The sequence below is a fragment of the Streptomyces capillispiralis genome (assembly GCF_007829875.1).
Classification (GTDB): Bacteria; Actinomycetota; Actinomycetes; order Streptomycetales; family Streptomycetaceae; genus Streptomyces; species Streptomyces capillispiralis.
The window spans coordinates 2,522,228-2,543,705 of the sequence record NZ_VIWV01000001.1; the positions used below are offsets into that span (position 1 = coordinate 2,522,228).

The following is a 21,478-nucleotide window of genomic DNA, read 5'->3' on the forward strand; positions in this document are numbered from 1 at the left end:
GGGGGACGGATGATCGACGCGTACGAGGATCCCGGCACGCCCGACCACCGGAGCGGGGCCCGCTACCTGTGGTGGCTGGTCATGCGGCAGCCGGGGCGGTGTGCGGCGGGGGCGGTGTTCGGCAGCGTGTGGATGGTGCTGCTGGCGGCGACGCCGTACGCGATGTCGCGGGCCGTGGACGACGGGCTGGGGCCGGGGGACATGGGGGCGCTGGCGCTGTGGACCGGCGCCCTGTTCGTCGTGAACGGGTTCAACTCCTGGCTGAGCATCATGCGGCACCGCACGATGACGCGGGTGCGGATGGACGCCAACTTCCGCACGGTGAAGGTGGTCGTGGGGCAGACGGTGCGGCTGGGGGCCTCGCTGGAGCGGCGAGCCGGGGCCGGGGAGGTCGTCACCATCGGGGTGGGCGACGTGCAGACGATCGCCGGGGCGCTGACGGCCGTCGGACCCGGGGTGGGGGCGGTCGTGGCGTACGCGGTGGTGGCCGGGCTGCTGCTGTCGGTGTCACCGCTGCTGGCGGTGGTGGTGCTGCTGGGCGTGCCGGTGATCTGCCTCGTCGTGGGGCCGCTGGCGGGGTGGTTGCGGACCACGGAGACGGAGTACCGGGAGCGGCAGGGCGTGCTGACGGCGCGGATCGGGGACCTGGCGGGTGGCCTGCGGGTGCTGAGCGGGCTGGGCGGGAAGAACCTGGTCGCCGACGCGTTCCGCCGGGACTCGGGACGGCTGCGGGAACAGGGGTACCGGGTCGGGGCCGTGACGAGCTGGATGCAGGCACTGTCCACGGGGCTGCCGACTCTGTTCCTCGCGGGGGTGACCTGGATCGCGGCGCGGCAGGCCGCGCAGGGGCACATCAGCGTGGGCGAGCTGGTGTCGGTGTACGGCTATGTCGCCGTCCTGGTGTGGCCGGTGATGTTCCTCGTCGAGTGCGGTTACCAGCTGAGCCGGGGTGTGGTGGCCGCCCGGCGGGTGACGGCGCTGCTGCGGCTCGAGCCGCCGGCCGACGCCGCCACCGCCGAGCCGCCGGCCGAGCCGTCCGTGCTGGAGGACCCGGAGTCGGGGGTGCGGGTGGCTCCGGGCCGGCTGACCGCGCTCGTCGCCGCGCGTCCCGCCGACGCGCTCGCCGTGGTCGACCGGCTCGGGCGGTACACGCCCTCGGCGGTCACCTGGGGCGGGGTCCGGCTGGACGGGATCGCGCTCACGCGGGTGCGGGAGCGGATCCTGGTCGCCGACCCGGAGGCCGATCTGTTCGCCGGTCCGCTCAGGGAGGTGGTGGCCGGGCGCGGGGACCCCTCCGACGAGGACGTGCGGCGGGCGCTGCGCGCGGCCGCCGCCGACGACATCGTGCAGGGGCTGCCCGAGGGGCTGGACTCGGTCGTGTCCGCGCAGGGCCGCAGCCTCTCCGGCGGTCAGCGGCAACGGGTGCGGCTGGCGAGGGCGCTGCTGGCCGACCCGGAGGTGCTGCTGGCGGTGGAGCCCACCTCTGCGCTCGACGCGCACACCGAGGCCACGGTCGCCGACCGGCTGCGCGCGGCCCGGAAGGGACGTACGACGCTGCTGGCCACCACCTCGCCGCTGGTGCTGGACCGGGTCGACCGGGTGCTCTTCCTGGCCGACGGGAAGGTGGTGGCGAGCGGCGGCCATCGTGAACTGCTCGACAGCGAGCCCGGGTACCGGGAGCTGGTGGCCAGGGACGCGGACGAGAGCGCCGCCGAGGAGGTCGTGCGATGAGCGGGGAACGGCTCCCCCTGGCCGGGCCCGCCGATGTGCGCCGGGCGTCGGTGGGGCTGGTGCGGGCGGACGGGCGGGCGTTCGCCGGCGTGCTGGTCCTGAACGCGCTGGCGGCCGTGGCGGGTCTTGCCGGGCCCTGGCTGCTGGGGCGGATCGTCGACGAGGTGCGCGACGGGGGCGGGGTGGCGGTGGTGGACCGTCTCGCGCCGGTCATCGTGGCGTGCGCGGTCACGCAGTTGCTGCTGTCCCGCTGGGCCCGTTACGTGGGGCACCGCTTCGGGGAACGGACCCTGGCGCGGGTGCGGGAACGGTTCGTGGACCGGGCCCTGGCGCTGCCCTCGTCGGTGGTGGAGCGGGCAGGCACCGGTGATCTGACGGCGCGGGGGACGGCCGATGTGACCGCCGTCGGTACGACCCTGCGCGACGCCGGGCCCGCGCTGCTGGTCAACGGGGTGCAGTCGCTGTTCGTGATGGCGGCGGTCGTCGTGGTGGATCCGCTGCTCGGCGCCCTCGGGCTGCTGTGTCTCACGCCGATCTGGCTCGCGGTGCGCTGGTACCTGCGCCGTGCCCGGGACGCCTATCTCGCCGAGGGTGCGGCCAACTCGGACGTGGCGGAGATCGTCGCGTCGACGGCGGCGGGGGCCCGCACGGTGGAGGCGTTCCGGCTGCGGGAGCGGCGGGTCCGGGCGAGCCGGGAGGCGCTGGAGACCTCTCGCCGCACCCGGTTCCACACCCTCTTCCTGCGCACGGTGTTCTTCCCGGTGGTCGAGGTGTCGTACGCCGTGCCGGTGGCCGGGGTGCTGCTGGCCGGCGGGTGGCTGCACGGGCGGGGCGAGGTGAGCCTGGGCGCGGTGGTCACCGCCTCCCTGTACCTGTTGCAGCTGAGCGGGCCGCTGGACGAGGTGCTGATGCGGGTGGAGCAGTTGCAGAGCAGCGGCGCCTCCTTCGCGCGGGTGGAGGGGCTGGCCCGGGCGCCGCGCGCGCCGGAGCGGGGCGACGGTCCGGATCCGGCCGACGACCGCATCGACGTGACGGGGGTGCGGTACGCCTACGACGGGGGCGTCGAGGTGCTGCGCGGGGTCGACCTGACGGTGACGCCGGGCGAGCGGCTGGCGGTGGTGGGGCCGTCCGGGGCGGGCAAGACCACGCTGAGCCGGCTGCTCGCGGGCGTGGACGCGCCGACCTCGGGGAGCGTGACCGTGGGCGGGGTGCCGGTGGCGGGGCTGGACCCGGAGCGGCTGCGGCGGCAGGTCGTGCTGGTCACCCAGGAGCACCACGTGTTCCTGGGGTCGGTCCGCGACAATCTGCGGATTGCCGAACCGGGCGCCGGGGACGAGGAGTTGTGGGCGGCGCTGGCCGTGGTCGGCGCCGAGGCGTGGGTGCGGGAGCTGCCGGAGGGGCTGGACACCGAGCTGGGCGAGGGGGGCCATCCCACCGACGGTCCGCGGGCGCAGCAGCTCGCGCTGGCGCGGGTGGTGCTGGCCGATCCGCACACGCTGATCCTCGACGAGGCCACCGCCCTGCTCGATCCGACGACCGCCCGGCACACCGAGCGGGCGCTGGCCGCCGTCCTCCGGGGGCGTACGGTCATCGCGATCGCGCACCGGCTGCACACCGCGCACGACGCGGACCGGGTGGCCGTCATGGAGGACGGCCGGCTGACGGAACTCGGCCCGCACGACGCCCTGGTGGCGGCCGGCGGGGTGTACGCGGCGCTGTGGCGGTCCTGGCACGGGGACCGGCCGGAAGCCTCGTAGCGCACCCCGGGCGTTCGTATACCGAACGTGAACTCCCGGACAACGAACGGTTTCCGGCCAAAGTTATGACGCGCTCCTGACAGCAACCGCGATCCCCTGCCACTCTTCCCACGGCCGCTCCACAGCAACCCCACAGCTCGGTTCGTCCGCTGCGTGGCGGCCACGGCTCTCCCGCACGTCCGCACGTTTCTGCGTACCGCCCCGTTCTGCCCGGCCGGCCCACCCGCCGTCCGGTCTCCCCAGGCCGCGCGACCCGCGGCCACGCAGAAGGAGTCAGCGTTGACACGCAAGCCCCTCAGACGCACCCCCCGCACCACGCACCGCCGCGCCGCCGCCGTCGCCCTCGCCGGGGTGGCCGCCCTGGTCGCCACGGCCGTGCAGTCCGGCAGCGCCACCGCCGCCCCGGAGAAGGCACCGTCGGCGGCGGGCGAGGCCCGGCCCGGCTCGGAGCTCGTCCGGCTCTCCCCCGCCCAGCGCGCCGCGCTGATCCGTGAGGCGGACGCCGCCAAGGCGGACACCGCCAAGGACCTCGGCCTGGGCGCGAAGGAGAAGCTGGTCGTCCGCGACGTCCTCAAGGACCGCGACGGCACCGTGCACGTCCGCTACGAGCGCACCTACGACGGCCTGCCCGTGCTCGGCGGCGACCTGGTCGTCCAGGGCGACACGGCCGGCGAGGCCGACTCCGTCGTCAAGGCCACCCGCGCCGCGGTGAAGCCCGCGACGACCACCGCCGAGGTCCCGGCCGCGCGGGCCGAGCGGCAGGCCCTGTCCGCCGCGAAGGCCGAGAAGGCGGAGGGCGCCGAGGTCGACGGCGCCCCGCGCAAGGTGATCTGGGCGGCCGGGGGCAAGCCGGTCGTGGCGTACGAGACGGTCGTCGGCGGCCTCCAGCACGACGGCACCCCGCAGGAGCTGCACGTCGTCACCGACGCCACCACGGGCGAGAAGCTGTACGAGTGGCAGGCCGTCCAGAACGGCACCGGTCACACCGTCTACAGCGGCACCGTCACCCTGGGCACCACCCAGTCCGGGTCGTCGTACAACCTCACCGACGGGGCGCGCGGCGGGCACAAGACGTACAACCTCAACCGCGGCACCTCCGGCACCGGCACGCTGTTCTCCGGCTCCGACGACGTCTGGGGCGACGGCACCCCGTCCAACCTGGAGTCGGCCGCCGCCGACGCCCACTACGGGGCCGCGCTGACCTGGGACTACTACAAGAACGTGCACGGCCGCAGCGGCATCCGCGGCGACGGCGCGGCCGCCTACTCCCGGGTCCACTACGGCAACAACTACGTCAACGCCTTCTGGTCCGACGGCTGCTTCTGCATGACCTACGGCGACGGCTCGGGCAACGCCAACCCGCTGACCTCGATCGACGTCGCCGCGCACGAGATGACCCACGGCCTCACCTCGAACACCGCGGGCCTCAACTACAGCGGCGAGTCCGGCGGTCTGAACGAGGCCACCAGCGACATCTTCGGCGCGACCGTCGAGTTCTACGCCAACAACTCCTCCGACGTCGGTGACTACCTCATCGGCGAGGAGATCGACATCAACGGCGACGGCACCCCGCTGCGCTACATGGACAAGCCCAGCAAGGACGGCGCGTCCAAGGACAGCTGGTACTCCGGCATCGGCTCGATCGACGTGCACTACTCGTCCGGCCCCGCGAACCACTTCTTCTACCTGCTGAGCGAGGGCAGCGGCACCAAGACCATCAACGGTGTCACCTACGACTCGCCCACCTCGGACGGCCTCCCGGTCACCGGCATCGGCCGCGCCAAGGCGGAGAAGATCTGGTTCCGCGCGCTGACCACGAAGTTCACCTCCACCACCAACTACGCGGGCGCCCGCACCGGCACCCTGGCGGCGACCGGTGAGCTGTACGGCACGGACAGCGCCGAGTACAAGGCGGTGCAGGACGCCTGGGCGGGCATCAACGTCGGCTCGCGCTCCGGTGACGGCGGCGGTGGCGGCACGTCCTTCGAGAGCACCACCGACGTGGCGGTCCCGGACGCCGGTGCCGCGGTGACCTCCTCGATCAGCGTCTCCGGGCGGACGGGCAACGCGCCCTCCAACCTCCAGGTCTCGGTGGACATCGTGCACACCTACAGCGGTGACCTGGTCGTCGACCTGCTGGCCCCGGACGGCACGGCGTACCGCCTGAGGAACCGTACCGGCGGCTCGGCGGACAACATCAACGAGACCTACACGGTCAACGCCTCCTCGGAGACCGCCAACGGCACCTGGCAGCTGCGGGTGCAGGACGTGGCACGGTACGACACGGGCTACATCAACGGCTGGAAGCTCACCTTCCCGTAAAGCCGGACGTACCTCGCGAGCGGCGCCCCGCCTTTCCTCCTGGCGTGGGCGCCGCCCTACTCTTGGGTCCCATGTCTTCGGCGGACTTCACCTACGACCACGTCGGCGCGACCCGTGAGCCGGGTTTCTGCCCTCCCGGATTCCACCCGATGCGGGTCCGCACCCGCATCGGCGAGGGCGAGGAGGTCTTCCGGCGGGCCGCGCAGGCGCTCCTCACCTGGGAGCTCCACCGCGAGCTGGGCGTCGGGGTGGACACCACCGCCGAGCGCGCGGCCCCGGACGTCGACGTCACCATCACCCTCGCCGGTGTCGTCCGGGCGCCCTGCCGGGTGGTGTGGACGGTGGAGGAGCACCGCAGGGCCGGCTGGGCGTACGGCACGCTGGCGGGCCACCCGGAGAGCGGCGAGGAGTCCTTCGTGGTGGACCGCACGGGCGACGGGACGGTGTGGCTGACCGTCTCCGCGTTCAGCAGGCCGGCCCGCTGGTACTCCCGCGCGGGCGGCCCCGCCACCCGCGGCCTCCAGCACGCCTACGCCCGCCGCTGCGGAAAGGTCCTGCGCCGCCTGGCCACCCGGGGCGTGGAGGAGGACTGACACCCGGGGCCCCGCGAGCCCGCCCACGACGACCGACGAACCGGCACACCCGGGGCCCGGGCGCGGGAGGCCCCCCGCAGCCCCCGGGCGCGCGCACTTCAGCGGGCCGGCCCCTGCGCCCCCGGGCGGGCCCCACAGGCGGCCGACCCCACAGCCCCCGGGCGGCCCGCGCCGCGTCCCGCAGACTTCCGCAGCCCACACGCACCCGCGCCACACCCCGCGCCGGCGCTCACCTCGCCACCGGCCGCCCTGCGGGGCGCTCACCGCATCAGCAGCCCCGCCGCCTCCGCCAGCTCCTCCGACGGGACGGCCAGCAGGCCCAGTTCCGCGCCCGAGGCGAGCAGGCGGTGGGCGGGCAGGATGCGGACCGTGTAGCCGAAGGGGCCGGTGCGGTCCAGGGAGAGCGGGCCCTCGTACACCCAGCGGCCCTCCTGGTCCGGGGCGCCGACCGGTTTCAGCGGCACGGCCGACGCGTCGGTGATGCGGTCCTCCTCGTCGACCCGCCCGGCGACCGCCTGCACCTCGACGTCGTCCGGGCCGAGGTCGCCGAGGCCCACCCGCACGCGCAGCGCGAGCGTGGTGCCCAGCTCGGCGGTGGCCGCGGTCACGGACGTCTCGACGTGGTCGACGGTCACGCCGTGCCAGGCGGCACGCACCCTGGCCTTCCACGCGGCCAGCGCCCGCGCGGCGTCCGGCTCCATCGCGCGGTGCGCGCGGGCGGCGGGCGCGTACAGCCGCTCGACGTACTCGCGGACCATGCGCCCGGCCAGCACCTTCGGGCCGAGCAGGCTCAGCGTCCGGCGCACCATCTCGATCCAGCGGTCCGGCAGCCCGCTCTCGCCGCGCTCGTAGAAGCGCGGCGCGATCCGCTGTTCCAGCAGGTCGTAGAGGGCGTCGGCCTCTATGGCGTCGCGCCGGTCGGGGTCGGTGCCGGCCCCGTCCGCGGTGGGGATCGCCCAGCCGAAGTCGGGCTGGAACCACTCGCTCCACCAGCCGTCCAGGACCGACAGGTTCAGGCAGCCGTTGAGCGCGGCCTTCATGCCGCTGGTGCCGCACGCCTCCAGCGGCCGGAGCGGGTTGTTCAGCCAGATGTCGCAGCCGGGGTAGAGCTTCTGCGCCATGGCCATGCCGTAGTCGGGCAGGAACACGATCCGGTGCCGCACCCGCGGGTCGTCGGCGAACCGCACCAGCTCCTGGATGAGCTTCTTGCCGCCCTCGTCCGCCGGGTGCGCCTTGCCCGCCACCACGATCTGCACCGGCCGCTCGGGGTGCAGCAGCAGCTCCGTCAGCCGCGCCCGGTCGCGCAGCATCAGCGTCAGCCGCTTGTACGACGGGACCCGCCGGGCGAAGCCGATGGTCAGCACGTCCGGGTCGAGCACCCCGTCGATCCAGCCCAGCTCGGCCGTCCCCGCGCCGCGCTGCCGCCAGGAGGCCCGCAGCCGCTCGCGCACCTCCAGCACCAGCAGTTCGCGCAGGGACCGGCGCAGCTCCCAGATGTCCCGGTCGGGGATGTCCGCGACGGAGTCCCAGCGGTCGGAGTCGCCGACGCTCAGCGCCTCCTCTGCGCGCTGCGCGCCGATCTGCCGGGCGCCGAGCCGGAACACCTCGGGGGCGACCCAGGTCGGCGCGTGCACCCCGTTGGTCACGGAGGTGATGGGCACCTCCTCGGGGTCGAAGCCGGGCCAGAGGCCCGCGAACATCTCGCGGCTGACGTCGCCGTGCAGCAGGGAGACGCCGTTGGCGCGCTGGGCCAGGCGCAGGCCCATCACGGCCATGTTGAAGAGGCCGGGCTCGCCCCCGGGGTAGGTCTCCATGCCGAGCCGGAGGATGCGGTCGACCTCCATGTGCGGCAGTTCGGCGTGCGGGCCGAAGTGGCGGGCGACCAGGTCCCGGTCGAAGCGGTCGATGCCGGCCGGGACGGGGGTGTGGGTGGTGAACACGGTCCCCGCGCGGACCGCCTCGAGCGCCGCGTCGAAGTCCAGCCCCTCGCCGCGCAGTTCGGCGATGCGCTCCAGGCCGAGGAACCCGGCGTGGCCCTCGTTGGTGTGGAACACCTCGGGTCCGGCGTGCCCGGTCAGCCGGCAGTAGGCGCGCACCGCGCGGACCCCTCCTATGCCGAGCAGCATCTCCTGGAGCAGCCGGTGCTCGCTGCCGCCGCCGTAGAGCCGGTCGGTGACGCCGCGTTCACCGAGGTCGTTCTCCTCGATGTCGGAGTCCAGCAGGAGCAGCGGGACCCTGCCCACCTGGGCCAGCCAGATCCGGGCGCGCAGGGAGCGGCCGCCGGGCAGGGCGAGGGTGACCTGGGCGGGGGTGCCGTCGGCCTCCTTGAGCTGGTCCAGGGGCAGCTCGTTGGGGTCCAGGACGGGGTAGTGCTCCTGCTGCCAGCCGTCCCGGGACAGGGACTGGCGGAAGTAGCCGTGGCGGTAGAGCAGTCCGACGCCGATGAGGGGGACGCCGAGGTCGCTGGCGGCCTTGAGGTGGTCGCCGGCGAGGATGCCGAGTCCGCCGGAGTACTGCGGGAGGGCGGCGGTGATGCCGAACTCCGGGGAGAAGTAGGCCACGGCGGCGGGCAGCCGGTCGGTCTGCGCCTGGTACCAGCGGTCGCCGGTCATGTAGGCGCGCAGATCGCCCGCCACCGCGTCGAGGCGGTCCAGGAAGCCGCGGTCGGCGGCCAGTTCGGTGAGCCGCTCGGCGGGCACGCTGCCGAGCAGCCGTACCGGGTCGCCGCCGACGGCGGCCCAGCGTCCGGGGTCGACGGAGCGGAACAGGTCGCGCGTCCCGGTGTGCCAGGACCAGCGCAGGTTGCGGGCCAGATCGCTCAGGGGCCGGAGGGGGTCGGGGAGCACGGGTCGGACGGTGAATCGACGGATCGCCTTCACAAGCCACCTCGGCGCGTTCGTGAGAGACGCGGTGTGCGTCCGGGCATCGCTGCCGACAGTACCCGCGCGGACACGCTCCGCGCGGGAAGCCCGGGAACACGGCAGCCGCCGCACCCCGGCCCAAACGTTTCATCTCATGGCGGATATGGCCGATTCCGCCCCCGTAGGCGTTCTTGTCGCGCTTCGTCACTCACGAGACGCTGCCACCCTGGCGGGCCGGCCCGCGCCGGGCGCACCCGGCGGCCCACGGCGCCGCACCGCCGGGTCCCGCCGCGCGGTCCGGGCCCGGACCGCGCGGCGGGGCTCGAGTCGAGGAGGGGAACTCGGACATGGCACGGACGCGGACGCGGCGTCTGCGCCGGGCGGGGGTCTTCACGGCGGTGCTGTGCACCGCGGCGGTCTCGGCCGCCACCCTGCCCGCGCGGGCCGCACCCCAGGGACGGATACTCGGCGCCGGCGCACCCGGCTCCGTGACCGGCAGTTATCTGGTGACACTGAAGGAGGGCACGGCGGCCCGCTCCACGGCGGGCCGGGACCTCGCCGAGCGGTACGGAGCGGAAATAAGCCACATCTACGGCACGGTGCTGAACGGCTACGCGGTACGCGCCGACGCGGGACAGGCCGGGCGTCTGGCGGCCGACCCCGAGGTGGCCTCGGTCGTCCAGGACACGCGCGTCGCCCTGGAGCACACGCGGGCGGACCCGCCGCCCTGGGGGCTGGACCGGATCGACCGGCCGGGCCTGCCGCTGGACCGGCGGTACACCTGGCCGGAGCCGGCGGGCGCCGGGGTGACGGTCTACGTGATCGACACCGGTGTCCGCACCACGCACCGGGACTTCGCCGGGCGGGCGCGCCACGGCTGGGACTTCGTCCAGGACGACCGGACCGCCCAGGACGGCAACGGACACGGCACCCATGTCGCCGGAATCGTCGCGGGCAGGTCGTACGGGGTGGCCAAGCAGGCGCGGATCGTCTCCGTGCGCGTCCTGGACGACACCGGGTCGGGCACCACCGCGCAGGTGATCGCGGGCGTCGACTGGGTGACCCGCAACGCGCGCAGGCCCGCGGTCGCCAACCTCAGCCTGGGCGGTTTCCACAACGCGCAGTTGAACGCCGCCGTCCGCACCTCCATCGCCTCCGGTGTCACCTACACGGTCGCCGCGGGCAACGAGGGGAGGCCGGCCGCGCTGTACTCACCGGCGGGGGTGCGCCAGGCCGTCACGGTGGGCGCGACCGACCGGCAGGACAAGAAACCGGCCTTTTCCAACCACGGCTCGGCCGTCGACCTGTTCGCCCCGGGGGTGTCGGTCATCTCGGCGTCCGCCGCGAGCGACACCGCGCGGGTCGCGTACTCGGGTACGTCGATGGCGTCCCCGCACGCGGCGGGCGCGGCGGCGCTGTATCTCGCCGAGCACCGGCGGGCGACCCCGGCGCAGGTGGCGAACGCGCTGGTCACGGGCGCGGCGAGCGGACAGGTGACCGGGCGGGGGCTCGGGTCGCCGGACCGGCTGCTTCAGGTGCCGCGCCCGTAGGGGCGCCCCCGTCGGGCGGCGTGCGCCGGGGGCGCGGGGCGGCACCGGCGGACGTGGGAGCGTGCCCATCGGGGACCGGCTCAGGACCGGCTCCGTCCCGTACGGACGGGGCCGGTCTTGTGTGTCGACATACGCGCGAGTAGTTAACAAAGCGCCGGATTGCCCACCCGAACAGTGTGGGAAGGCTCCTGCGGGTACTTCCACAGGAACACCACGCAGGACCCACCTCCCCACAGTCATCCGCCCACCCACGTTGACGCGGACAGGAGCGGTCATGCCCGCCAAGCACCATTCGTCCTCACCCCCGACGCCCGGCAGCCGGGGGCCCGACGGCCCCCCGACCGCCGTGGGGCGCATCCCCGTCCTGGACGTCCGGCCGACGGTCCGGCAGGGGCGCCGCCCCGCGAAGGCCGTGACCGGCGAGACGTTCGAGATCTCGGCCACCGTGTTCCGCGAGGGGCACGACGCCGTGGCGGCCAACGTGGTCCTCAGGGACCCCGGGGGACGTCCGGGGCCGTTCACGCCGATGCGGGAGCTGGCGCCGGGCACGGACCGGTGGGGGGCGACCGTCACCGCGGGCGCGCCCGGTCTGTGGACGTACACCGTGGAGGCGTGGGGCGACCCGGTCTCCACCTGGCGGCACCACGCGCGGATCAAGGTGCCGGCCGGGCTGGACACGGAGCTGGTCCTGGAGGAGGGCGCCCGGCTGCACGAGCGGGCGGCGGCCGACGTGCCGGACCCGGACTCCCGGGGCGTCCTGCTCGCCGCCGTGGACGCCCTGCGCGACGCGAGCCGTCCGGCGGCGTCCCGGCTGGCGGCGGCGCTGACGCCGGACGTGGACGCGGTGCTGGCCCGCCACCCGCTGCGGGAGCTGGTCACCAGCAGCGACCCGCTGCCCCTGCTGGTGGAACGCGAACGGGCCCTGTACGGCTCCTGGTACGAGTTCTTCCCCCGCTCCGAGGGCACCCCCGAGCAGCCCCACGGCACCTTCGACACCGCCGCCCGCCGCCTGCCCGCGATCGCCGCGATGGGCTTCGACGTCGTCTACCTCCCGCCCATCCACCCCATCGGCACCACCTACCGCAAAGGCCCCAACAACACCCTCGACGCCGGCCCCGACGACGTCGGCGTGCCCTGGGCCATCGGCTCCCCCGAGGGCGGCCACGACGCCGTCCACCCCGCCCTGGGCACCATCGAGGACTTCACCCGCTTCGTGACCCGCGCCGCCGCCCTCGGCCTGGAGGTCGCCCTCGACTTCGCCCTCCAGTGCTCCCCCGACCACCCCTGGGTCCACAAACACCCCGAGTGGTTCCACCACCGCCCCGACGGCTCCATCGCCCACGCCGAGAACCCCCCGAAGAAGTACCAGGACATCTACCCCATCGCCTTCGACGCCGACATGGACGGCCTCATCACCGAGACCGTCCGCGTCCTGAGGTTCTGGATGGGCCACGGCGTACGGATCTTCCGCGTCGACAACCCCCACACCAAACCGGTCGTCTTCTGGGAACGGGTGATCAGCGAGATCAACCGCGCCGACCCCGACGTGATCTTCCTCGCGGAGGCCTTCACCCGCCCCGCGATGATGCACACCCTCGCCCAGATCGGCTTCCAGCAGTCCTACACCTACTTCACCTGGCGCACCACCAAGCAGGAACTGACCGAGTACCTCACCGAACTCTCGGGGGAGGCCGCCTCCTACATGCGGCCCAACTTCTTCGCCAACACCCCCGACATCCTGCACGCCTACCTCCAGCACGGCGGCCGGCCCGCCTTCGAGGTCCGCGCCGTCCTCGCCGCCACCCTCTCCCCCTCCTGGGGCATCTACAGCGGCTACGAACTCTGCGAGAACACCCCCCTGCGCGAAGGCAGCGAGGAGTACCTCGACAGCGAGAAGTACCAGCTCACCCCCCGCGACTGGGAGACCGCCGAACGCGAGGGCCGCACCATCGCCCCCCTCATCACCCGGCTCAACACCATCCGCCGGGAGAACCCGGCCCTGCGGCAGCTGCGCGACCTCCACTTCCACGACGTCGACCAGGAGGCGGTCATCGCCTACTCGAAGCGGAAGGGTTCGAACACGGTTCTGGTGGTCGCCAACCTCGACCCCCACCACACCCAGGAGGCCACGGTCTCGTTGGACATGCCGCAACTCGGCCTGGAATGGCACGAGTCGGTACCGGTGCGCGACGAGCTCACCGGCGAGACCTATCAATGGGGCAGGGCCAACTACGTGCGGCTCGAACCGGGCCGGAGCCCGGCGCACGTCTTCCGGGTCCTGCGACCGTCCACCCCGCAGACCGGAGGGTCACCCACCACATGATCGTCAACGAACCCGTCCCGGACACCTTCGAGGACACCCCCGCCAAGGACCGGGACCCGGAGTGGTTCAAACGCGCCGTCTTCTACGAGGTGCTCGTCCGCTCCTTCCAGGACAGCAACGGCGACGGCGTCGGCGACCTCAAGGGCCTGACCGCCAAACTGGACTACCTGCAGTGGCTCGGCGTGGACTGCCTCTGGCTGCCACCCTTCTTCAAGTCCCCCCTGCGCGACGGCGGTTACGACGTCTCCGACTACACGGCCGTCCTCCCCGAGTTCGGTGACCTCGCCGACTTCGTCGAGTTCGTCGACGCGGCGCACCAGCGCGGCATGCGCGTGATCATCGACTTCGTCATGAACCACACCAGTGACCAGCACCCCTGGTTCCAGGAGTCGAGGCGGGACCCCGACGGACCGTACGGCGACTACTACGTCTGGGCCGACGACGACAAGCAGTTCGAGGACGCCCGGATCATCTTCGTCGACACCGAGGCGTCGAACTGGACGTACGACCCGGTGCGCCGGCAGTACTACTGGCACCGCTTCTTCTCGCACCAGCCGGACCTCAACTACGAGAACCCGGCGGTGCAGGAGGAGATGATCTCCGCGCTGAAGTTCTGGCTGGACCTCGGGATCGACGGTTTCCGGCTGGACGCGGTGCCGTACCTGTACCAGGAGGAAGGCACCAACTGCGAGAACCTGCCCGCCACGCACGCCTTCCTCAAGCGGGTCCGCAAGGAGATCGACACCCAGTACCCCGACACGGTCCTGCTCGCCGAGGCCAACCAGTGGCCCGAGGACGTCGTCGACTACTTCGGCGACTACCGCGCCGGCGGCGACGAATGCCACATGGCCTTCCACTTCCCCGTCATGCCCCGCATCTTCATGGCCGTCCGCCGCGAATCCCGCTACCCCGTCTCCGAGATCCTCGCCAAGACCCCCGCCATCCCCTCGGGCTGCCAATGGGGCATCTTCCTGCGCAACCACGACGAGCTCACCCTCGAAATGGTCACCGACGAAGAACGCGACTACATGTGGGCCGAATACGCCAAGGACCCCCGCATGCGCGCCAACATCGGCATCCGCCGCCGCCTCGCCCCCCTCCTCGACAACGACCGCAACCAGATCGAACTCTTCACCGCCCTGCTGCTCTCCCTGCCCGGCTCACCGATCATCTACTACGGCGACGAGATCGGCATGGGCGACAACATCTGGCTCGGCGACCGCGACGCCGTCCGCACCCCCATGCAGTGGACCCCCGACCGCAACGCCGGATTCTCCTCCAGCGACCCCGGACGCCTCTTCCTGCCCACGATCATGGACCCCGTCTACGGCTACCAGGTCACCAACGTCGAAGCCTCCATGGCCTCCCCCTCCTCCCTGCTCCACTGGACCCGCCGCATGATCGAGATCCGCAAGCAGAACCCCGCCTTCGGACTCGGCACCTACACCGAACTGCCCTCCTCCAACCCCGCCGTCCTCGCCTTCCTCCGCGAATACGAGGACGACCTCGTGCTCTGCGTCAACAACTTCTCACGCTTCGCACAGCCCACCGAGCTGGATCTCAGCGCCTTCGCGGGGCGGCACCCGGTGGAACTGTTCGGCGGGGTGCGCTTCCCGGCCGTCGGCGACCTGCCGTATCTGCTGACCCTGGCCGGGCACGGCTTCTACTGGTTCCGGCTCCGCAAGGACGCCGCGTAGAACCCGGGGCGGGGCGGTTTCTCCCGCTCCGCCCGGGGCACGCATCAGTAACACCCCGCCCGCCGGCGGCGCCCCCGCGGCGCGCCGAACAGGGGAAAGGACGCGACGCCATGTCGGAAGCCGTCACACGCACCGTCACGACACCGCCCGGCCTCCTTGCGTCACTGGATCCACTGCTGAGGGAGTGGCTGCCGCGGCAGCGCTGGTTCGCGGGCAAGGGCCGCCCGGTCACCGGGTTCGCCCTGGTCACGGCCACCGAACTGCTGCCGCCCAGCGCCAAGCTGGGCCTGTACCACCTGCTGGTGCGCGCCCACCAGCCGCTGCTGCCCGGCCACGGCGGCCAGGAGCAGCCCGGCGACTGCTACCAGCTGCTGATAGGCGTGCGCGAGGCGCTGCCGCCCCGGCTCGCGCCCGCGCTGATCGGACATGTGACGCAGGGCCCGCTGGCCGGACGGACGGTCTACGAGGCCCTGCACGACGCCCGGCCCGCCGACCTCCTCCTGGAGGCCCTGCGCACCCGGGCGCGCATCGGAGGACTCCGCTTCGAGCGGGACCCGGACCAGGAGATCCGGTCCGGCCTGGTGCCGCGCCTGATGACCGCCGAACAGTCGAACTCGTCGGTCGTCTACGGAGATACGTTCATCCTGAAGCTGTTGCGCCGGATCGTGCCCGGGATCAACCCCGACCTGGAGCTGCCGCTGGCGCTGGCCCGCGAGGGCTGCCCCCGGGTGCCCCCGCCCACCGCCTGGATGGTCGCGGACGCCGAGGGCGCCGCCGCGTCGGCCCCGGCCCAGCCGTACGTCCTGGGCGTCCTCCAGCCGTTCGTGCAGGGCGCGACGGACGGCTGGGAGCTGGCGCTGCGGGAGCTGGCCAAGGGCGAGGACTTCGTCGCCGAGGCGCGGGCGCTGGGCCGGGCCACGGCCGAGGTGCACACCGCGCTGGCCCGGGCGCTGCCGACGGTCACCCTGGGCCACTCCCAGCTGCGGTCCCTGGTGGCCGGCATGACCGAGCGGCTGGAGGCGGCGGTGCACGCGGTGCCCGCGCTGCGGCCGTACGCGGCCGGGCTGCGCTCGGCGTACTCGGCCGTGGACGAGCTGGCCGCCGAGGGCAGCACCTGGACCGCGCAGCGAGTGCACGGGGACCTGCACCTCGGGCAGTGCCTGCGCTCCCCGGCCGGCGACTGGTCGCTGATCGACTTCGAGGGCGAACCGGCCCGGCCGCTGGCCGAACGGCGGATGCCGCAGCCCGCGGTCCGGGACGTGGCCGGCATGCTGCGCTCCTTCGACTACGCGGCGCGTTCGGTGGACCCGCCGCAGCCGGAGTGGGCCGGGCACTGCCGGGCGGCCTACTGCTCCGGGTACGCGGAGGCCGCCGGCCGTGATCCGCGCACCGACCCGGTGCTGCTGCGCGCGTACGAGACGGACAAGGCCGTCTACGAGGTGGTCTACGAGGCCCGGCACCGCCCCGAGTGGCTGCCCGTACCGATGGCGGCCGTGCGGCGGCTCGCCGCGCCCGACCCGACCTGACCGACCGGACCCACCGACCTTCGCCCAGGAGGCTTCGCCCGTGACCCCCCGCCCCGAGTCCAGCGGTCCGTTCCCGGAGCAGCCGGCCGAGCAGCGGCGCGCCGAGCCGCCCCCGCCCGCCCGCGAGAGGACGGCCGCGAAGAAGGCCGTCGCGAAGAAGGCCGTCGCGAAGAAGAGCGCCGCGAAGAAGAGCGCCGCGGCGGCGAAGACCGTGGCCGAGAAGCGGACCGTCGCCGAGAAGCGGACGGCGGCCGAGGAGAAGACCGTGGCCGGGAGGGGAACGGCGGCGAAGGCGGCCGCGGCTCCCGGGAAGGCCGCGGCGAGGAGGACCACGGCCCGGAAGGCCCCGGCCGAGAAAGCGGTGGTGAAGAAGGCGGTGGTGAAGAAGGCGGCCGACAGGAGCCCGGCGAGGAAGACGGCGGCGAGGAAGACGGCGGCGAAGGAGACGGCGGCCCGGGGCACCGCCGCCGTGCCGCCCGGCCCGCCCGAGATGGAGATCGCCGTCTCCCCCGCCGTGGACGTCACCGACCGGGAGCGCCTGCTGGACGGCACGCACCACGCCCCGCACTCCGTGCTGGGCGCGCACCCGGTGCCCGGCGGGGTCGTCTTCCGGGTGTTCAAGCCGTACGCCCTGGCGGTGACCGTGGTCTCCGGGGGCCTGACCGTCGCGCTGCACGACGACGGGGACGGCTTCTTCTCCGGTCTGCTGCCGCTGCGCGAGGTCCCGGCGTACCGGCTGCTGGTCACCTACGAGGGGACGGTGCAGGAGACCGAGGACGCCTACCGGTTCCTGCCCACGCTCGGCGAGCTGGACCTGCACCTGATCGGCGAGGGCCGGCACGAGGAGCTGTGGACGGTACTGGGCGCGCACCCGATGACCCACCAGGGCGTGGCCGGCACCCGCTTCTCGGTGTGGGCGCCGAACGCCCGCGGGGTACGGGTGGCGGGCTCCTTCAACTTCTGGGACGCCACCGGCTTCCCCATGCGGTCGCTGGGGTCGACGGGCGTCTGGGAACTGTTCGTGCCGGGCATCGGCGAGGGCGAGCTGTACAAGTTCGAGATCACCCGCCCCGACGGCTCGAAGACGCTGCGCGCGGACCCGCTGGCCCGCCGTACGGAGGTCCCGCCGGCCACGTCGTCCATCGTCACGTCCTCGCGGTACGAGTGGGGCGATGCGGAGTGGCTGGAGCGCCGGGCCCGGGTGCCCGCGCACCGGGCGCCGTTCTCCGTCTACGAGGTGCACCTGCCGTCGTGGCGCCCGGGTCTGACGTACCGTCAGCTGGCCGAGCAGCTGCCCGCGTACGTCAAGGACCTCGGCTTCACCCACGTCGAGCTGATGCCGGTCGCCGAGCATCCGTTCGGCGGCTCCTGGGGCTACCAGGTCACCGGGTTCTACGCGCCCACGGCCCGCCTCGGCACCCCCGACGACTTCCGGTACCTGGTCGACGCCCTGCACCGGGCCGGGATCGGGGTGCTGATGGACTGGGTGCCGGCGCACTTCCCGCGCGACGAGTGGGCGCTCGCCGAGTTCGACGGGCGTCCGCTGTACGAGCACGAGGACCCGCTGCGGGCGGCCCATCCGGACTGGGGCACCCTGGAGTTCGACTTCGGGCGGCGCGAGGTGCGCAACTTCCTGGTGGCCAACGCGCTGTACTGGTGCGAGGAGTTCCACATCGACGGGCTGCGGGTGGACGCGGTCGCCTCGATGCTCTACCTCGACTACTCGCGCGAGCCCGGCCAGTGGACGCCGAACGAGCACGGCGGCCGGGAGAACCTGGACGCGGTGGCCTTCCTCCAGGAGATGAACGCGACCGTGTACCGCAGGGTGCCGGGCGTCGTGACCGTCGCCGAGGAGTCCACGGCCTGGGACGGCGTCACCCGGGCCACCCACCACAAGGGCCCGAGCGGGTTCGGCGGGCTCGGGTTCGGGCTGAAGTGGAACATGGGCTGGATGCACGACTCGCTCCAGTACATGAGCCACGAACCGGTCCACCGCCGCTACCACCACGGCGAGATGACGTTCTCGATGGTGTACGCGTACAGCGAGAACTACGTGCTGCCGATCTCGCACGACGAGGTGGTGCACGGCAAGCGGTCCCTGGTGTCGAAGATGCCCGGCGACTGGTGGCGGCAGCGGGCCGACCTGCGCGCCTACCTCGGCTTCATGTGGGCCCACCCGGGCAAGCAACTCCTCTTCATGGGGCAGGAGTTCGCGCAGGGCGCCGAGTGGTCCGAGGCGCACGGCCCCGACTGGTGGCTGCTGGACCCGCACTACGGTGCCGAGGCCGACCACCGCGGGGTGCGCGACCTGGTGCGCGACCTCAACACCGTCTACGCGCACACCCCGGCGCTGTGGCAGCGGGACACCGAGCCGGACGGGTTCCGGTGGGTGACCGGCGACGCGGCCGAGGACAACGTGCTCGCGTTCCTGCGCTACGACGGCGACGGCTCGCCGCTGCTCGCGGTGTGCCACTTCTCCCCGGTGGTGCGGCCCGACTACCGGATCGGGGTCCCCGACGACGTGCCCGCCTGGCACGAGGTCCTGAACACCGACGCCGGCCGCTACGGCGGCGGTGGCCACACCCACCCGGACCCGGTCAAGCCGGAGCCCCAGGGACGGCACGGGTTCCCGGCGAGCATCCGGCTGACCCTGCCGCCCCTGGCGGCGGTGTGGCTGCGCCCGGCGTGATCCCGGGCCCGTGACTCAGGCCAGGGCGTCGGCCAGTGGCCCCGGCAGCGGCTCGGTGTGCAGCACACCGAGCCGCTGGGTGGCGCGGGTGAGCGCCACGTAGAGGTCGCTGGTGCCGTAGCGGCCGGGCTCGACCACCAGCACCGAGTCGAACTCCAGCCCCTTGGCCTGGCGCGGGTCGAGCAGCACCACGTCGTGCGTCAGATCGGGTTCGGCGCCCGCCGTCACGCCGTCGAGGCGGGCGGCCAGGGCGCGGTGCGTCTCGCGCGGGGCGATGACGGCGAGGCGGCCCTCGGCCGGGGTGAGTTCGGCGACGGCCTTGGCGACGGCGCCGGGCAGGTCGTCGGTGGCGCGGGCCCAGGGGCGCACGCCCGTGGCGCGGACCGAGCTGGGCGGTGCGAAGCCGGGGTGCTCCGCGCGGACCACGGCGGCGGCGACGTCCATGATCTCGGCCGGGGTGCGGTAGTTGACGCCGAGCCGGGTGTGCTCCCAGCGGTCCTCGACGTACGGGGCGAGGATGTCCGCCCAGGCGCCGACGCCGCCCGCCTCCGAGGTCTGGGCCGGGTCGCCGACCAGGGTCATCGAGCGGGTCGGGCTGCGCCGCATCAGCAGCCGCCAGGCCATCGGGGAGAGTTCCTGCGCCTCGTCGACGATGATGTGCCCGAACGCCCAGGTGCGGTCGGCGGCCGCGCGCTCGGCGGCGCTGCGGTGGTCCTCCTCCTCGTGCCGCTCGGCGAAGCGTTCGGCGTCGATGATGTCGTGCGCGGACAGCACCTCGGAGGACTCCGGGTCGTCGTCCTCCTTGTCCTCGAACTCGAAGGTGCGGGAGGCGTAGGAGACGTCCAGCACGCCCTGGGCGAAGGCGATCTGGGTCTGCCGCTCGCGTGCGGCCCGCTCGCGGGCGAGCCGGTCGTCCTCGCCGAGGAGTTCGGCGGCCTCGTCGAGCAGGGGCACGTCGGAGACGGTCCAGTGCCGGGTGACCGGGCGGCGGACCGCGGCGGCGTCCGCGGCGGACAAGTACGGCTCGGGCGCGGCGAGGAAGTCGGCGACGAGACGGCGCGGGGTGATCCGGGGCCACAGCCGGTCGATGGCGGACCAGACCTCGGGGTTCTCGGCGAGTTCGTCGCGGATCTGGGTGATGTCGCTGGGGTCGAGCAGGTTGCTGCCGTCGTAGGGGTCGGTGCCGATGCGTTCGGCGACCATGTCGGTGAGCGCGTTGAGGATGTGTCCCTCGAAGTGCTCCCGGGCCGCGTTGTGCGGCAGCTTCGCGGCCCGGGTGCGTTCGCGGGCCACGTTCACCAGGCCGTCGTCGAGCATCAGGATCTCGCGGTCGTGCTCGATCGTGATCACCGGGTCGGGCAGGGCCTGCCGGTCGCGTACGACGTCGGCGAGGACGTCGGCCATCGCGGCGCGGCCCTTGACGGCGGCGGCCTCGGGGGTGTCGGTCCGGGTGGTCCGCACGCCGGGGAAGAGTTCGCCGACGGTCGCCAGCAGCACTCCGGTCTCGCCGAGGCTGGGCAGCACCTCGCCGATGTAGCCGAGGAACGCCGGGTTGGGGCCGACGATCAGGACCGCGCGGCGGGCGAGCAGTTCGCGGTGCTCGTAGAGCAGGTAGGCGGCGCGGTGCAGGGCGACGGCGGTCTTGCCGGTGCCGGGGCCGCCCTCGACCACCAGGACGCCGCGGTGCGGGGCGCGGATGATGCGGTCCTGGTCGGCCTGGATGGTGCGCACGATGTCGCCCATACGGCCGGTGCGCGCGGAGTTGAGCGCGGCGAGCAGCACGGCGTCGCCGGTGGGGTCCTCGTGGCCGGTGCGGGTCTCGTCGCCGAGGTCGAGGATCTCGTCGTGCAGGGCGGTGACCCTGCGGCCCTCGGAGGAGATGTGCCGGCGGCGCCTGAGGCCCATCGGGGTGTGGCCGGTGGCCAGGTAGAACGGGCGGGCGACGTCGGCGCGCCAGTCGATGAGGACCGGGGTGCGCTCGGCGTCGTCGGCGCGCAGGCCGATGCGGCCGATGTGGTGGGTGCGGCCGGAGGTCAGGTCGATCCGGCCGAAGCAGAGGGAGCCGTCCACCGCGTTCAGCGCGGCGAGCAGCCCGGAGCGCTCGGCGACGAGGATGTCCCGCTCCAGCCGCGCCTGCATGGGTGTGTTGCCCTGGGCGAGCGCCTGGGTGACGGAGACCTCGGCGTCGCCGCGCAGGACGTCCACGCGTGCGTACAGTCCGTCGATGAATTCCTGCTCCTGACGCAATTCATCGTCCGGATAATCGGTGTTTGACAATTCCACTCCCGCCCGGATACACTCTGCTCATTGAACTTCACGCGACTTCTTTCACCGCGAAGTCGTGAATCAATGAATATACGCAAAGAAAACCCCCGGGCGCAATTGCCCGGGGGTTTTCTCGTGCCGCGTACCAGGTCGGAGCACGTCCG

At 73.3% G+C, this 21,478-nt stretch carries 11 protein-coding genes; 9 read left to right on the top strand and 2 right to left on the bottom strand.

Features of this window, described 5'->3' with window-relative positions; translation table 11 throughout:
• The first annotated feature begins 9 nt into the window (after nt 1–9).
• From FHX78_RS10280 to FHX78_RS10295, 4 genes are all read left to right on the top strand, one after another.
• The gene (locus FHX78_RS10280) at nt 10–1,731 is read left to right on the top strand and encodes an ABC transporter transmembrane domain-containing protein (RefSeq protein WP_145867139.1); all 1,722 of its coding nucleotides are present in this window, start codon (nt 10–12) and stop codon (nt 1,729–1,731) included.
• The gene (locus tag FHX78_RS10285) at nt 1,728–3,488 is read left to right on the top strand and encodes an ABC transporter ATP-binding protein (RefSeq protein ID WP_145867140.1); all 1,761 of its coding nucleotides are present in this window, start codon (nt 1,728–1,730) and stop codon (nt 3,486–3,488) included. Before FHX78_RS10280 ends, FHX78_RS10285 begins: the two co-directional genes overlap by 4 nt.
• Nucleotides 3,489–3,767: 279 nt before the next feature.
• Entirely contained in the window at nt 3,768–5,810 is a 2,043-nt protein-coding gene (locus FHX78_RS10290) for a M4 family metallopeptidase (protein ID WP_145867141.1), read from the top strand.
• 71 nt (nt 5,811–5,881) lie between these two features.
• Nucleotides 5,882–6,403: a DUF1990 family protein gene (locus FHX78_RS10295; protein ID WP_145867142.1), complete on the top strand. Its 522-nt coding sequence runs from the start codon at nt 5,882–5,884 to the stop codon at nt 6,401–6,403.
• Nucleotides 6,404–6,663: 260 nt separating this feature from the next.
• Here the strand turns inward: FHX78_RS10295 and FHX78_RS10300 are convergent, their stop codons facing one another.
• A complete protein-coding gene (locus tag FHX78_RS10300; RefSeq protein WP_145867143.1) occupies nt 6,664–9,282 on the bottom strand; it encodes a glycosyltransferase family 1 protein in 2,619 nt (872 codons plus the stop codon).
• Between the two features lie 329 nt (nt 9,283–9,611).
• Here FHX78_RS10300 and FHX78_RS10305 point away from each other — a divergent pair, with 329 nt between their 5' ends.
• The 5 genes from FHX78_RS10305 (at nt 9,612) to glgB (ending at nt 19,049) form a co-directional block, all read left to right on the top strand.
• Nucleotides 9,612–10,814 (top strand): S8 family peptidase, encoded by a 1,203-nt coding sequence (locus FHX78_RS10305; protein WP_145867144.1) that lies wholly within the window; start codon nt 9,612–9,614, stop codon nt 10,812–10,814.
• A 274-nt stretch (nt 10,815–11,088) separates the two neighbouring features.
• Nucleotides 11,089–13,137: an alpha-1,4-glucan--maltose-1-phosphate maltosyltransferase gene (locus FHX78_RS10310; protein ID WP_145867145.1), complete on the top strand. Its 2,049-nt coding sequence runs from the start codon at nt 11,089–11,091 to the stop codon at nt 13,135–13,137.
• Entirely contained in the window at nt 13,134–14,834 is a 1,701-nt protein-coding gene (gene treS / locus FHX78_RS10315) for a maltose alpha-D-glucosyltransferase (protein ID WP_145867146.1), read from the top strand. Before FHX78_RS10310 ends, treS begins: the two co-directional genes overlap by 4 nt.
• A gap of 110 nt (nt 14,835–14,944) precedes the next feature.
• A complete protein-coding gene (locus tag FHX78_RS10320; RefSeq protein ID WP_145867147.1) occupies nt 14,945–16,360 on the top strand; it encodes a maltokinase N-terminal cap-like domain-containing protein in 1,416 nt (471 codons plus the stop codon).
• Between the two features lie 40 nt (nt 16,361–16,400).
• Nucleotides 16,401–19,049 carry a 1,4-alpha-glucan branching enzyme gene (gene glgB, locus FHX78_RS10325; RefSeq protein ID WP_145867148.1) on the top strand — a complete coding sequence of 883 codons (2,649 nt, stop codon included), beginning with the start codon at nt 16,401–16,403 and terminating at the stop codon, nt 19,047–19,049.
• Between the two features lie 15 nt (nt 19,050–19,064).
• Here glgB and FHX78_RS10330 read toward each other — a convergent pair whose 3' ends face one another.
• On the bottom strand, nt 19,065–21,296 hold the full coding sequence (locus FHX78_RS10330; RefSeq protein ID WP_189908539.1) for a HelD family protein: 2,232 nt from the start codon (nt 21,294–21,296) through the stop codon (nt 19,065–19,067).
• Nucleotides 21,297–21,478: the final 182 nt, after the last annotated feature.

What these genes read in the sequence shown, in the direction of transcription:
- FHX78_RS10320 (WP_145867147.1), top strand. Translation starts at nt 14,945, where the DNA reads ATGTCGGAAGCCGTCACACGCACCGTCACGACACCGCCCGGCCTCCTT.
- FHX78_RS10305 (WP_145867144.1), top strand. Translation starts at nt 9,612, where the DNA reads ATGGCACGGACGCGGACGCGGCGTCTGCGCCGGGCGGGGGTCTTCACG.
- treS (WP_145867146.1), top strand. Translation starts at nt 13,134, where the DNA reads ATGATCGTCAACGAACCCGTCCCGGACACCTTCGAGGACACCCCCGCC.
- FHX78_RS10280 (WP_145867139.1), top strand. Translation starts at nt 10, where the DNA reads ATGATCGACGCGTACGAGGATCCCGGCACGCCCGACCACCGGAGCGGG.
- FHX78_RS10285 (WP_145867140.1), top strand. Translation starts at nt 1,728, where the DNA reads ATGAGCGGGGAACGGCTCCCCCTGGCCGGGCCCGCCGATGTGCGCCGG.
- FHX78_RS10310 (WP_145867145.1), top strand. Translation starts at nt 11,089, where the DNA reads ATGCCCGCCAAGCACCATTCGTCCTCACCCCCGACGCCCGGCAGCCGG.
- FHX78_RS10295 (WP_145867142.1), top strand. Translation starts at nt 5,882, where the DNA reads ATGTCTTCGGCGGACTTCACCTACGACCACGTCGGCGCGACCCGTGAG.